General features: G+C 38.8%; 7 protein-coding genes. 4 read left to right on the top strand and 3 right to left on the bottom strand.

What is annotated here, in order from left to right; all coding sequences use genetic code 11:
• Positions 1-93: 93 nt before the first annotated feature.
• From dptH to dptF, 3 genes are read right to left on the bottom strand one after another with little or no spacing between them, the layout of a single operon-like run.
• On the bottom strand, positions 94-5511 hold the full coding sequence (gene dptH, locus G3O09_RS22400; protein ID WP_240338336.1) for a DNA phosphorothioation-dependent restriction protein DptH: 5418 nt from the start codon (positions 5509-5511) through the stop codon (positions 94-96).
• On the bottom strand, positions 5492-6859 hold the full coding sequence (gene dptG, locus G3O09_RS04535; protein ID WP_163100310.1) for a DNA phosphorothioation-dependent restriction protein DptG: 1368 nt from the start codon (positions 6857-6859) through the stop codon (positions 5492-5494). Before dptG ends, dptH begins: the two co-directional genes overlap by 20 nt.
• A 5-nt stretch (positions 6860-6864) precedes the next feature.
• Complete coding sequence (gene dptF, locus G3O09_RS04530; RefSeq protein WP_163100309.1) at positions 6865-9153, bottom strand: DNA phosphorothioation-dependent restriction protein DptF; 2289 nt, start codon at positions 9151-9153, stop codon at positions 6865-6867.
• A gap of 444 nt (positions 9154-9597) precedes the next feature.
• On the opposite strand from dptF, the gene G3O09_RS04525 reads away from it, so the two are divergent.
• The 4 genes from G3O09_RS04525 (at position 9598) to G3O09_RS04510 (ending at position 14614) form a co-directional block, all read left to right on the top strand.
• Positions 9598-10926: a Na+/H+ antiporter NhaC family protein gene (locus G3O09_RS04525; RefSeq protein ID WP_163100308.1), complete on the top strand. Its 1329-nt coding sequence runs from the start codon at positions 9598-9600 to the stop codon at positions 10924-10926.
• A 287-nt stretch (positions 10927-11213) separates the two neighbouring features.
• Positions 11214-11684, top strand: a complete 471-nt coding sequence (locus G3O09_RS04520) for a tetratricopeptide repeat protein (protein ID WP_240338335.1) — start codon at positions 11214-11216, stop codon at positions 11682-11684.
• A 258-nt stretch (positions 11685-11942) separates the two neighbouring features.
• Positions 11943-13724: a stalk domain-containing protein gene (locus G3O09_RS04515; RefSeq protein WP_163100307.1), complete on the top strand. Its 1782-nt coding sequence runs from the start codon at positions 11943-11945 to the stop codon at positions 13722-13724.
• 23 nt (positions 13725-13747) lie between these two features.
• Positions 13748-14614 (top strand): phosphate ABC transporter substrate-binding protein, encoded by an 867-nt coding sequence (locus G3O09_RS04510; protein WP_163100306.1) that lies wholly within the window; start codon positions 13748-13750, stop codon positions 14612-14614.
• Positions 14615-14659 lie beyond the last annotated feature (45 nt).

Below are 14659 nucleotides of genomic sequence, written 5' to 3'. Positions count from 1 at the left end.
TTACTTTCTAATTATATCTTTATTTCGTAATTTAGTAATAGTAAAAATATGTAAAAACCCGACGCCGCTTGAATAGCAGTGTCGGGTTAAGGTTTATCTCTTATCCAAAGCCAATATATCCACCAAATAAGGTCGTACAGGCATTAGGTTGCCTTCACGATCCTGTACTGGTCCGTAAACGATACATTGTCCTTTACGAAGGTTTGTTAGTCTTGATTCCCATTCCTTCCTCTGTGCAGGATCTTGGGTGATGGAGGAGGCAATGGAGTTGACTTCGTTTTCCATCGGTGCGAAGAATATCTTCACAGATGAATTCTGTAGTCTGCTCACTTGGTCAGTTGAGAAGCCACCTTTTAGGAACTGGGTAGCAAACCAGCCTGACCAACCGAATTTTCTTCCTTCAACCAGGATTTTCGCACTTGGTGAATCGCTGCTGAAATCAAGACGCTGCGATTCATCAAGAATTACAGGGAATGGCAGGTTTTTGTTTCCGTGCTGTAATTTGTAATACCATAGGTCCCATAGGATGAATTCTGTGATCATTTTTTGTACGTCAGGGGAGTATCCCGTCAACTGAATCACGAATACCTTTCCTTTCTGTTTCTCAAGGAAGGACCAATCGAAATCTTGGTTATAATCGAATGGATTTTTATCGATTAATAGATTCATTTGGGAAAGGGCTGTTTTTGCAGGCCCAGATCCGTCTTCTTCTAAGAGCTCACGAAGTAACATCAGGTTCATCTTCTCATCATGGATGGACATGCCTTTCATGACAGCTTGATAGATGGAATTCAATTGTTGAATTCCAAGTGTTGGATAGATGGAACCAATCACATTCTTCATACGCTCAGCTACATCTGAATCATCTTCTAGGATGGTGATGCCTTCATCCAGTTCTTTATGATTGCGTTTGAAAGGATTGACTGGGAATTTCTTCGCCAGCACAATGAACTGCTCCAGTTTACTGCCTAAGGTTTCTTTGAATTCATCTTCTAGCTGGGAAGATTTGAAGCCGTCCGTATAATCAATGATAATGCTTGAAATGCCTTTATTGGCTAGCTCTAACAACAAGCATTGAATGAAGTACGTCTTTCCTTGACCAGAGCGTCCAGTGATGAACAAATGACGGTTTGCCAAGCCAGGATGACCGAATTCCCAATGGATGACTTGATTGGAACCACTAGCTGTTCCAAGTGGAATCCTTATGTCTGATAGGGAATAGACTCGACTTGGTTCCGGTAAACTTTCTTCTACATCCTCTAACTTTTCTGATGTCTTGTCTTCAACAGATGAACCTATAACTGACTCATCCCGATTATTATCTATTGGGTTTTCAGTGATTTCAGTCGTGTCATCAACTAGACCATCATCGCTTGGATTTTCAGTGACTTCGGTAGCGTCATCATTAACTTGGTTTACAGTTACATCAGACTCTCCCTCCGTTAAAACGTCAGCTTCTTGATCTTCAATAATCTCAGGCCCGTCTTCGATTACATCGACTTCTAAAGCTACCGACCTATCATCAATTGTCACAACATCATCGTCTTGCACTTCAAGTACTCCCGATTCATCTTCATAGTCAGATGAATCCTCGGCCACTAACAAGTCAGATGCTTGTTCTTCTTCAAGAACCGGATAAATGAATGGAGTCACGTCAACATCTTCTGGATTATATAAGGCATAGAGCATTTTTTCAGGATCAAAATCCATATAACCCGTACGCATCTTATCTAAAATTTTATCCATGTCATAGGCCAAGCCTGCAAACGCATCCTCTTCAATGAAGGTAAGCTTCAGGACGCCATCCTCTAAAAGTGCGGATCGGAATCCGTGGTCCTTTCGGAAGGTCAGGACTGCGCCTTCCCCGATGTAAGTTTCCAAATGAGTGCTAATCTTGAATTCATCGTTCATTAGCTCCGGTTTCAACTCATGGATGTGCTCGTATTTTTCTACCGACCATAAGCCATTGGCATGTAGTTTTTTCGCATTGGATAACAGCATTTGGGTAAAGAAATTACGGAAGAACTTCTTTTTGAAGCTGGTTTCCCCAGGGCGGTCCATTAAATACTGTTTGAAAAGCTTCGTCGTTTTCGCAATTTGAGTAGCTGCCTTGGACGTTTGTAATCTACCGATTTTCACCTCTACCGGATAAATATGTAGGTAGAGGGAGCCATCCTTCTGCTCAAGTCCCATCATGAGGATATCATCGCTATGCTTGCCACCTGAATTCAAGTTTTTGGCGGAGAAGATGCCATCCACTTTATTCAGCTTGACCGCAGAGGAGACCCTTAAAATTTCCTCTAAGGAAATAGGGATCCAAGTGATGTTCGAATGGTTAAAATATCCTTCCAGGTATTTCATTGCAGATACGATACTGACCTTTTCTCGCGCAAAATGACCTTTGCTTCCAATGATACTTAGCAGCCATTGGCCGTTGATTGAGTTAAAGGATTTGATGGCCATATCGATGTTGTTGTCAGTGAGTCGTATTTTATCTCCAATGTAATCGGCAATGACCTTTTTATACTGTGACGATTTATCAGTAACAGTGATGGCATCATATCGATCCGAAGAAGTGTGCTGGTCATTGTAATGGATAACTAGAAGGTTCGGACTCGACTTTTGGAAGAAATCCAAATCAACCCCTGGATCAATGAATGTGACCCAAGCGGATGCCTTGTACAGTTTTTCCAATAATGATTTGCCTTCCGTCGATGTACTCATCACAATCGATTTATTTTTACTGTACGAATTTTTCCCTTCATTTTGCATATTGAAGGAAAGTTCATTATAGCTAGTCGCCATGTCAATCAATGGATTCGTTTCTTTTGGCGCATGAAGGATCCCATATCCAGATCGATAATCGGATTCACTCGAAATGGCTACAACGGAAGAAATCAAGCCGTTCAATGCGATACCTGTCTCCATTTTGTCTACCTGATGGGACGCGTCAATGTCCTGAGTAGGTAATTTGAAGAAGGAAATATGCGCATATTGGAATTCCAAGTTTGAAGTCATGGTGATCTTGAAATACTTGATATGCTCACGTATCAAACGCAGTACATCTACTGAATCGAATTCCTTTGATTTCAAATTCAGGTCGAACTCTGCTTCCACCTCTGCTGGTGTTTGAAGAGTGGAGAAAATCTCAAATGCACTTGCAGCTTCCACATCGCGGTAAAGGGCAATTTCAATAGGAAGCATTCCATTCGGTCCATATGTTTCCAACTGCTTTTTCAAGAATGTGCTGATCCCTCGAACTACTTCTTTATCATTATGGATTTCAATGACATTCAAGAGGAGGGGAGACCTCGCACTTTCTAGAAACAGATAATCAAAATGATGGACAAATTGATTCATTTTCTCTTCAACCACAGTTGCCAGGAATTCATTGGCGGTTCCGACGGAAATCAATTTCTCTGGTTCGTATTCGTGCCATTCAGAAAAGTCGCCTTCAAGAGTTGGCCGATACAATTCATCCTTCTCTGAATATATGAATGGAACGAGATTGTTAGGATGTAAGCGTTCAAGTATCGTATTCTCAAGCTCTTCATCTCCTACTTCATCCTGTAGCTTCAGTTGATAAGCCACATTTATAGGGTGTAGAGGCGTCATCCATATCTTTCCGTTTTCAGAAACCATTCCAAGCCTAAATAAATTCTTCTGTTCTGCATTTAATAATGAGTGTTCTTCTATCCCATTTATAGCTTCCGTTACTCTACGAACATAATCCATTGCTAATACTTTCAAATCGTCATCCATATAGGCAAGACTTGGCAACAAACCGTTCTTTTCAAAGTATTCGAGATATGCGTAGTACACGGATCGGATTTCATTAGAAACATGGAAGTGCTCAGGCTCGATTCCGTCGACTAAATATAAATGATGGTTCGTAATCCATTCTTTCTCTAAATGAAGCTTTTCCTTGAAATCATCAAAAGGATAATAGGTATACGTTCCTTGTTTAAGCCTCTCATTTTCCAAATGGAAATGCTCTCGTCTTTCCCGTTTCAGCTTCCAGACCCTGCTGGCTCCAATCGGAGTGGAACGGGTATCTGTATCCTTGAATTCAAATTGTAGAAAAGTACCGGAAACATGGATGTTACAGACTAGAGAATCGTCCTCCCATGCGGATGCGTCCATATCGATCAATAGCTTATCGTCGATGTTTTTATCAATCGTTTCATAAGCTTCGGTGAGAACATGCTCCACCACATTTTCGCCCCTGCCAAGCTGGGTGATTTCACCATGGTATTTAAGGAAAAGCCTTGAATCTGAACCATTAACCTTGATCTCGAACATCGTCTCAATGCCTTCTAGCTGGTCAGCTGAAAAAGGAACGATACAAATGTTGAATTCAAAACCTGATGAATTTTCGTTATTGTGCTTGTATTTGATTTGATAAAAGTTGTTCCGGTCATCATGTGCAGGTAGGATCACCTTCAGCTTTTTACCACTGGTATCCGCAAAAGGTGCACTTTTTTTATTAATGAATTGCTTTTTCAAGAAATCATCGAATTCAAACTGCATTTCCACCGATGGAAGTTTGGATTCATTGAAGATGATGATATGTCGTTTTCTATGTCCGACCTTCGTCTCGAGGTGTGGACGCTCCCAAAAAGAGAGGTGCTTATTCAGCTTTTTGGTCAGTGAGTCAACATATTGTATGGACTTACCAGTACCAAAGGCATTCCTGACTTGAGGGAAGTCATTTTCGAACCATGTATCCCTTTTCAACTTGGTGATCATCTTGTCTTCAAAGAATTTCTCTAGCTCGGTATCCAATGTTTCATAGTCATGGATTCTCTGCACCAGTTCAAAAAGCCGGGCATTTTCCTGCAGTCGGTATTCGATATCCTTAGGCTTCAAGTTAGAATCCTTGCCCAGCTCCTTGTCAGGGAAGAGGGATAGGGAACGGAAGTCACTGTCTTCAATTTTCCCTTTATTGATTAGCCCAATGACTTCGGCATAATCCCAAAGGGAGGTTTGCACGACGATGTCTTCTAGTTTTCGATCAAGATGGAACTTAAACAATTCCTTTTCAGCCAGGGAAAAGTCATGGTTGTTTTTCAACTCTTCTTTTATATAATGGGTGATTTGCTGGGTATTGAAAGGCATCCCCTTGTTTTGTAAATCCTTGCTTCCACCCTGGATACTATCCAAGGAAAGATGTGAGATGCTAATCAAACCCGTTTTATCCCATTGTCCCACTTGTTCGCTGACTTGGTTCCTTAATGTAACCAAGAAATCAGGTGTGACCCCATCAAGGGTGGCAGCCACAACCACTTTTATATCGTTAATGTTGATACAAAACGTTATATAGGGAGTTCCTTGCTCATGCTGATAAATGAATTCCTCGGATAGTTCCATCGATTTCAAGATTTGATAAAAGTCTCTGACGTTTTCGATATGATCAAACTGAAGGTAGAAGCGTTCTCCACCTTTCAGTTTTTCTTTCTCGAGGAAGATACGTAGCTTTTCAGCCATATACTTATAAAATTGGTTTAACATACTGTGCATCACCGCTATCGCTCTTTTTTTCTATTAAATTCAATTTATTGAATAACTCTACTATCGCATCACGTGAATATCGGTCGAAATAAACCCCACGTTTCTCGAATTCTACGAAAAGCTGCTTCAATGAAATCTTCTCGTGTTTGACGGAAACAGCCGTAAGTAACATCAAGAAATCCTGTGACACGTTCAAGGTATGTCCAAGGGAACCTCTTGTTTTCAGGAAATACAGCCTTCCCACCTCAGTGATGGCAAGCGCATAACGAGAGATCGTCTCCTTGGATACTCCAATGGACAAAGGAAGGTGAAGTTGTCTTAGTGCATCATCAAGGGTTGATTTACGCTCGATGTCTTCGATTTTTCCAGAGACAATTTGGGCATACTCCACTGTCCAGGAATAAATATCAGAGAGGATGCGCTCCTGCTCATCAGGGGAAAGCCCCTCAAAGTGCTTATTCAGTCCAGCATAATGTAAATTTTGAGTACCTAAGATGAAATTCAAATGCTCTAATTCATTGATATGGACCAGCAACTGTTTCCCCGCGTCTGAAATCCTCTTAAATCCATGGGAAACTGCCATCCTATTCCGGTTGGATGATTCCCAGTCCAAGTTGAAATATACCGGGGTAGGGGATTGGACATCCATTTTTTCATATTGGTTCAACTTCAACGTCAATTGCGTGGTTGAGTAAAAATAATAATAGGCCAAGAATAAGCTCGCATGATTCATGAAAAAGTCTCTGTTTGTCAAAAGCGTTTCCAGGTCATGCATGAATTGGTTCTGTACAAATGGCAAGGCTTGGGCAAATTTTTCTTTGTCCACATTTTTTTCAAGACCAGGCATGAATTGCTGGACCAAACGAGCCATGACGTGTTCATTGTCTTTTAGCGTCAGGATTTCTTTCATCGCTTCATTTTTCCTCTTTAATAAAGCGTCAAACAGGTAGCTGGCAATATCCGTCTCTCCATCGGATTCCTTCGATTCGGAAAGAGGGACGAATTTATACATCATCGGATGGAATAGACGGATTGTATTCGAATTGAATAGGAATTCCTGGATAATCCGCTCAAAATGTGGACGATCAGCTTCTACCATATCTACATTTTGAGTGATATTAGAAATGATTTCCTCACTGTCTATTTTAAAATCTGAAGTAACCTCTTCAATATTACGGAAGAATTGTCCGAGAACAGGAGTGAATCCGGTCTGGAACTTGGCACGTTCAGGATTACGTGTCTGGAAGGGAAGAAACACAGCCTTTTTATTTATGGTGTGCTTCAAAGTGGTCTTCCCGTTCTTTTCTTTAACGTGTAATGATTTTCTTAATTCTTCTAGTGCACTCAAACCTATCACTGCTCCCTACTAAACGAGTAAACTCCGAAATCTGCATCGAATTGAAGACGGAAGGTCATCCGTTTATCCATGTCGCTGATCAGAATCTCTTCCTGCTGTTTTCCATAAGGAAGTAATCTTTCAATGAAATCGATGAACTGGATGGAGTCTTCCCGATCTTTTTTATTCAGCTTGTAGCCATTCAATACCCTCGTCACCATATCGTATAGTGGCAAGTCTATTTCCACCTCATGGACGGTTTGGTCCGGTTCACATTTAAAGCCCAAATAAAGGGTAGGGGTAAAGCGTTCAACGAAATCAATCTTTTCATTTTCAATCGTCAAAGGTACCTTTCTTAACTGCAGCGGCTCAGCAATCCGGATGGCGTTGCTTTCATCATCAATGAATAGGTAACCACTGGAGGGGCTCCCTTTCCAAAGATAAATCGATTTCTCTATTTCATAATATAAGTTCTGAAGCATTGGTTTTTTGTTAGTATTGTAGGCATACAGAAACTTCATGTAATTCGCATACACGATATCCTGGAAGCATGCCTGTAAATGTGATTCGTATAGGTAAGTCGAACGTATGAATAACTCACTTAATTCGCGCTTCGTATCTTTATCCAGGTAGGCGATGTCTTCAATCGTTTCTAGCCCATTGATCCATTCCTGGGCGCTTGAGTCAAAAATGACATCCCTGAAAAAGACGTAATAGCTACCTGAATTATGTAGGCTGATTAATTTCTCATCCAATTCCTTGGCACGATGATGGATTGGATCATGATTGGACATCATCTTTAAGAAATGTGACTTCTCTATGCCTTCAAATAATAGGTTCGGCAAAAGACTAGGTAGCATGTCAATGAAGTCACTAGTGTTAACATCCGAAGAATCAACAGGGACTAAGATGTCATAGATGAAGTTCAAAAGTGCCCTGGAAGACAGGATGACCTTGTCTTTCATGATTGTCTTGATGATCAATTGGATGATTTGCTTTTGAACCGATTTTGATGAGAACATCTCATAGTTGATAAGAAGCGGATTGACAGAGAACTTCTCCTTGTCCTTTAAATAAGCCTTATAATACGGATTATTTGGTTCAGCTGAGGAAATCCGGTCAAATAATTCTGAGATGTAAGAGGACACAGGTCCCTCCACCGTTAATTCAAACGCATTGTAATCTGAGAAATTCACTAGCTTGAAGTTCGAGTGTTCTTCAGGTGTCGTGATCACATTCGATTCAAAAACATTGGCATTCGCGATGAATTCTCTTAGCTTTTGGTATTTTTCAGAGGCATACTCTGATTCTATGAAATTATTCAATACACCAAGGTTGATGGCTAAAATCAATTTATCTCCAGATTGACCAAGCTTTTCATCCGAGAAGGAATCCAACACTTCAGACAAGGTATCCAATGAATTTTTCTTTGGATCAAAGCTCTCTGTCGCATCATTATGGATATTGAAATGACTCATGATATCTTTCTTTGTCGAGTTCATGTGACTAAGAAGATGCGACTTCCCATCCCCGACACTACCGCAAAGGAAAATCAATTGTCCGCTGGAGGCATGGACACTTTCCTCTAAAATCTTCTCAAGCTTACTCTCGATAGGACGTTTGACGTGCATATATCTCTTAAAATCACTAAGACCCTTATAGCCTTCTACTGCATCCTGTGAAGATTCTCTTAGTTTACTTAATTCATAGAGAAGATGGGAACCATTCAGCTCGGGAAGTACCTCTTCTTCAACAGTTACCTCCAATGAAGTAGGTGCACCTTCTGGAAGTGTTGGGGTAGGAGATGGTGCTGGGATAAAGCTTGGCAAGTATTCTTTCAACAAATCTCGTACTTTATCACCTAGCACCTCATCTAGGTTCTCAGGCTTTGGCTCCTGGTAATCTGGTACCTTAAAGTCATAACTCACATAAGACTCCACAAACCATTTCAAGATGGTGTATACATTTGAATGAATCTTCAAACCATCCGAGATTGGAATGACCTTGTGCTCATGGACAGCCAGGTTACCCATCCTGCGAATTCTATCAAATGGGCTGAACAATTCCTCGTCCAGTACCCCTTCATTCTTTAGAATAGTAATTTTTTCTGCTTGGGTTGCAAAATTGGGATATTCAATTCCTTCTTTTTTATATACATCTTTTATAAGTAGTTCTGCGAGCTTCCTCGCTTTAAAAAAGGAAGCATCCCTATCCTTGAATAATAATTTTTCAAACTCCTTGGCTAATACAGCCCATTCTTCATTATATTGTTGAATAAAGGCAAAAGCAGAATCTTGCTTGTGCATACATTCACCTCCGCATATCTATCAATATTATAGAATAAAAAACCCACATAATTACAGAAATGAGTCTTATGGTAGGAATTACTAGTAGTATTACCCAGTTAGTTGACAATGCTGATTTTATTCCTACACCAAAGGTCTTGCGAAACTTACATCCATTATACGTTTAATCACATTTTCATTCAGCATAATATGGAATCAAATAGAAAATGAATCCATGCTGGAGGGAAAATCTATGAAATTTGTTCATGATTTTGTACATGCTGAGAATAATGTGGTAATGGCTGCTATATATGTAGGCGTAGTGGTATTAATATCTTTGTTTTTTCATTAATAGATAGTGAGATTGCGATATCTCATACAGAATGATTTATGGTAGTATCAGGGAAGATAAGTTTTTTATATTTAGTACATATATCCATATTTTTAGGAAGTGTTAACTAGCTGATGAATTTTACTAGACGTGCATTTATAGAAGGGAATATTAGTTTTCTTATACTTTGTACCATTCCATTCCTGATTTTATCGGTATTATTCAGCATCCCTTTGGTGATTGGAATCTTACCTGGATTGGGGTATCTTCTTTGGATTGTGAAAAGAAAGAAGGCTTCATGGAAAGAGATTTTGAACTCGGGAATCAGGGGATTGGATAAGAATAAAGAAGTGTTGTTTTTGTTATTATTTTTGGCAATATTACTACCTTCATTAGTAACTGGAGGAGCAACGGATAGTTTGACGAATATCGCGGTTCACGTAATATCAATAAAATACTTTTTCATGACTGCTTTTTTCATAGCCATGTTTGTTTCCATGTTATTAGGTTCTACGATAGGAACGTTAAGTATCATTGGTATTCCAATTATGAATTTGGGTATGGAATTTGATTTGCCGCTTGAGATTGTGGCAGGAGCTTTACTTTCTGGAGCTTTTGTAGGAGATCGAACCTCTCCTTTATCGGGAGCATTCAATTTGGTACTGACTACTCTTGGTATCTCTAGAAAAACACATTTTTTTGCCATTCTACCAAGTACGTTGTTAAGTGTCGGGACCTGTATGATGCTATTCATAGGATTGGACTTATCAGTAGAAAAAACGATGTTATTCACGACAATATTTGTCGAGAAATTCACACTCAATAACATGATTTCACTCTTACCAATTGTGATTTTGATAGGGTGTTTATTATTCAGGATGAAATTGATTCATAGTTTTATATGTAGTCTTGTCGTGTCTTTTTTATTAAATACGCTGCTTTACCATATAGATCTTCTTGAATTATTGAAGAATATTTGGGGTGGAATCAAGCCGGTAGGAGGTCTGGGAGGATCGTTGAATTTTATCCTGTTCGTCGCCTTAACAGCGATTTTTACACAGTGGTTAGAGGATTATCATCTCCTAGACCAATTGAAATTGCAGAGTGAAGGAAAACGAAGTTCGCTTGGTAGACATACAATCCAATCCGTAAAGTTTGGGGCACTTCTATCTATCGTTTCACCTAATCAATCATTTCCCATCATCATTGCAGGCAACACGTTGAAGGAAGAGTGGAGGGAACATGGTTTAGGTAACCTAAGCCGAATCATTAGTGATACAGTCCTGTTATTTGCAGGGATTGTGCCATGGAGCTTACTTGCTGTTGTTTCTGCATCCATTGTTAAGGTTGATGTAATTGCCTATGTACCATTTGCTGTATTTATCTGGATATCACCACTCATTACCATCTTATACGCTTATAGTAAAGAATGGTATTTCAAAAGAAGGGTTCAAGTTGGGTAAGGTGTAAGGGGAATACCGATGAATGCTAAACCAGCATTCAATTAGAAATACGACCAAAGCTGACTTTAATTTTGTACCCCGATTGGAATCTTGACCAAAAAGTGAGTATATATAACCGAAAACAGACAGGCAAAAATACTTGTCTGTTTTTTATTTTGGCTCGTTTCTAAAAGATTGTTGTTTTTTGACAAACAGGTAAATTGAATTATTTTGCTTACTTTAATGTAAATATGGCGATACTAGATTTATTTATACAATATCCAAGTTTTCTAATAGTAGGTGAATCGATGGTAGGCAATGTTTATCTGTGGATGGCATTAATAGTAGTAGGTATTTTGTTGGTTCAAAGCGTTTATAAAAAGAAAAGGCCTCTCACCAAATATAAGCATTTCCGTGATCGTGCTTTTGATTTGGAGATGAAGAAGAATTATCACGAAGCGATTGAAGTGAAGCAGCAAGCCTTGCAGCTAAACACTCTTTCTAATCTTGAGAGAGCGGATTTGAACTTCAATATTGGTGGAACCTATCTTACGTTAGGAGACTACGGAAAAGCTGCATCTTATTTCGATATGGCCTTTGACTTGGCTAAAACGGAAAAATACCCCTACGATAAGCAATACGAAAGAGTCATTGATGCATATGTCCAAGCGGGGAGAAAAGAAGACGCCATCGCATTAGTGGACCAATTGTTAGAAAGGCAAAGTTATGATAAAGGTTTTAGAAAGCTAAAGGCCGTTAAAGAGGAACTAATAAGCTGATGTTTTGATAATAGGATACAAAAAGTCCAGTTTTAGTGGAAACTGGACTTTTTTTTAGTTATAAATACACAAATTATTTACATTGTTTTACAAATTTAAACAATTTAAATTTACACTTTTCATGTTAAATTCATATTCCCTTAATAAATTGGAAATATAATACTCTCAGATTAGTCAATTTGGAGGTGGACACTTAGCTTTCAAGAGGTAAAAAGTCACGGAAATGTCTTAAGTCAAGAAAAATACGGGGGAATATGAATGAAGCGTCCGATATCAAGTCTGGTTATTGCTTCTGCAGTGTTAGTTGGAAGCGCTTATACACCTAGTTTACTAGGAAGTGTAGAAGCAGCATCTGTGCAGCAAGCACAAGCAGTGCTTAAAGAAAAAATCATTGTTACAGGTATTGCTAAAGAAATTCAATATTCTATGTCGAAGAAGCAAAAGCTTTATTCCTTAAATCAATTAGCAAGCTTTATGGCTGCAAACGTTACATATGACGTAAAGTCAAAAACATTAACTGCTATAAAAACATTTGGAAGTAAAAAGCATTCAATCATTTTGAAAGCAGACTCAACTTCTGCCGTAGTAAACGGCAATAAAGTTAAATTAACGGTTCCACCTAAGTTAGTTGGAAAGTCGCTATTTGGGGATGCGAAAACTTTCTTGCAAGCGTTAGGCGGGGATTTATTAATAGACAATAGTTTACTAATATCAACAAATGGTCCGATTAAATTTGAAACGGCAAAACTTAACGTAGAAGGTACATCAACATCAGTAAAGGCAGTCAATTTAAGCGGGAAAAAGCTTTATTCCGTTCAAGATATCGCTAAATTGTTCGGAGCGGCTGTGAAATTAGAAAAAAACAATAGTGTAAAAATTTCTAAGACAGGTACAACAATCACAATGAATTTGAACCAAAATATCATAGTGAAAAATGGAAAATCTGTCAAGGTTAGCGGATACCCATTGTTATCAAAAGGGACTGTCTACACAGAATTAAAGGATATCGTATCTGCTCTAGGTGGAGAGACAATAGCTGAAAATGGTGAATTTATTGCCAAAGGGCCTTTGTTAAGTGGTGACTCCTATAATCCTAATTGGGTGAGTGGCTCTACGGTTCTAGTAACGAATGAAACGGAATCGGATTCTCGTTCTTACATATTAGATACGGTCAGTAAAAAAGCTTTGGTAGATATTAACGGAACTGAAGTATCAGTTTCACCTGATGGAAAAAAAGCAGTATTCACGAATGAATCAGGCTTTATCTATCTTATGGATCTAACATCTAAGCAGGTTTCTCCTTTAAATGAAAAAGACGATAACGAAAAGTTTGAATTTGTATGGGCGAAAGATGGTCAAAAAATTTACTTCTTCAAAGGCAAAGAAACAAAAGACATCGCGACAGTTAGTGTAGCTGACGGAGCGATTAAAACGGTATACACAGATTCTTTAACCTATAAGACAGACCTTAAACTTTCTGCAGATGAAAAGAACGTGATTTACACTGTAGGAAAAGAAGGCAAAACCAATTATACACCACCTGATTCAGAAGGAAATACGGATGTCGATAATATCGATTTAAAAGATACTGAGCCTCAAATAAACCTATTAGATTTAACTGCAAAGGAAATCAAGCCTGTCATTTTATCTAATACAATCGACAACAAAGCGAATTCAGCCTTCATGCTTGATGGTTCAGTAGTCTATACGAGCTATGATGTTGAAGGTGAAAACACACCAATTCTATACATGGTCGGCAAAAATCAGAAATTGACAGCTCTTGTAACAAACAAGGACATTCTGTCTACAGTAGTAACTTCACTAGGAAAACTTATGATTTTAGTAGCAGAGAGTAATGGATCAACCATTTACCAAGTGAATCCAACAAACAAAAGCTTAACTAAGGTAGTTTCAACATCATTAGACCTTACTTCTTTTAATGTCTCAAATGATGGAAAACTAGCTGTCACAGTTGCAAGTGACACTGGTGAGAGAGTACTAGTTTATAAGAATGGTTCCTTTGAAACATTAACTAAATAATTTAACAAAAGGAGTTTTCAAACATGAAGTTCAATCTTTTAAAACGCTTTTCAGTTGCAACTATGGCGGTTGTGGCTACAGTTGGTTTAACTTTTGGTGGCTTCACTGAAAAAGCAGAAGCAGCATCTGTTTCTGGTAAGGTAGTCATTGCTGGATCAACAGCTCTTCTTCCGTTGACTAACCAGGCTAAAAAAGAATTCACAAAGCTAAATCCAAGAGTATCAATTTCCGTTTCAGGTTCTTCATCCATTGCTGGTCCACAATCCGTTTTGAAAGGGTCTGCAACTCTAGGTGCATGTGACTGGGATGCGACTCAATCAGTTCCTGGGTTTAAAGCATTCAGCGGATTAAAGGCTCATAAAATTGCGGTAATCCCATTTGCTACAATTGTCAATAAAGAAAACCCAGTTAAAAGCTTGACTACAAAACAATTACAAGAAATCTTTTCAGGAAAAATCAAGAACTGGAAGCAAGTCGGTGGCAAGGATGAAGAAATCGTCGTTGTTAACAGAAAAAGTGGTTCTGGTACGCGTGTAAACTATCAGATGAAGGCTTTAAAAGGGTCTAGCTTTATGTCTGGTGGCAATTATAAAGAAGTTGGTAAAAGTGGTGAAATGGCTTCAGCCGTAGAATCCAATCCAAATGCAATTGGCTTCACAGACCTAGCTTATGTAAAAGGGAATATTAAGGCTTTGGCTTACAATGGTGTCCCTGCAACAGTTGATAACGTAATCAATGGTAAATATACGGTTTGGGGTTATGGTTACCTTTTAACAAAAGGCGAGCCTAAAGGTGCTGCAGCAGCATTTATCAAATATATGCAAAGCAGCAAATTCCAAAATGGTTCATTAAAAACATTAAAGTTCGTTCCAATCAGTAAAGTAAAATAATCTCTGTTTTTCCCCTCTCTCTCAATAAAAGATGCCAGTCCATAT

The sequence above is a fragment of the Peribacillus alkalitolerans genome (assembly GCF_010882125.1).
Classification (GTDB): Bacteria; Bacillota; Bacilli; order Bacillales; family DSM-1321; genus Bacillus_BN; species Bacillus_BN alkalitolerans.
This window is presented reverse-complemented; position numbering and strand designations above follow the sequence as displayed.

Coding starts and splice junctions, on each gene's coding strand:
- G3O09_RS04515 (WP_163100307.1), top strand. CDS start 11,943: ATGAAGCGTCCGATATCAAGTCTGGTTATTGCTTCTGCAGTGTTAGTT.
- dptF (WP_163100309.1), bottom strand. CDS start 9,153: ATGCACAAGCAAGATTCTGCTTTTGCCTTTATTCAACAATATAATGAA.
- G3O09_RS04510 (WP_163100306.1), top strand. CDS start 13,748: ATGAAGTTCAATCTTTTAAAACGCTTTTCAGTTGCAACTATGGCGGTT.
- G3O09_RS04525 (WP_163100308.1), top strand. CDS start 9,598: ATGAATTTTACTAGACGTGCATTTATAGAAGGGAATATTAGTTTTCTT.
- dptH (WP_240338336.1), bottom strand. CDS start 5,511: ATGTTAAACCAATTTTATAAGTATATGGCTGAAAAGCTACGTATCTTC.
- G3O09_RS04520 (WP_240338335.1), top strand. CDS start 11,214: ATGGTAGGCAATGTTTATCTGTGGATGGCATTAATAGTAGTAGGTATT.